Consider the following 296-nt stretch of genomic DNA (forward strand, 5'->3'; position numbering starts at 1 on the left):
GAGCGTGATCTGCACCTGAACCGGCTGCCGTACCGCTCCCTCCAGCTCGGGCTCGCGGGGGAGGCGGCGCGGCGTTACGCGGACGAGTGGACGGTGTCCGTCCGCGATGTCACCCCGCTGGCCCGGGAGATCCACGAGCTGGTCCGGTCGGGCCGCAATGACGCGGCGGCACGCCTCCTGCCGAAGGAGTCGCCGGACCCCGCCCCCGTCGCACCGACCGTCCGCGGGTCGACACGAGCGGTCTGCTGACCGGGCCGTGAAGCCTTCGGTCCTGACCGGACCGTGAGGTCTTCGAG

Annotated in this window: 1 protein-coding gene; it reads left to right on the forward strand. The window is 73.0% G+C overall.

The window, feature by feature from the left end; genetic code table 11:
• A partial coding sequence (locus J0695_RS43240; RefSeq protein WP_206970262.1) for a DUF4291 family protein occupies nt 1-249 on the forward strand: 249 nt, incomplete at its 5' end.
• Nucleotides 250-296: the final 47 nt, after the last annotated feature.

The sequence above is a fragment of the Streptomyces beijiangensis genome, from assembly GCF_017315755.1.
Taxonomy (GTDB): Bacteria; Actinomycetota; Actinomycetes; order Streptomycetales; family Streptomycetaceae; genus Streptomyces; species Streptomyces beijiangensis.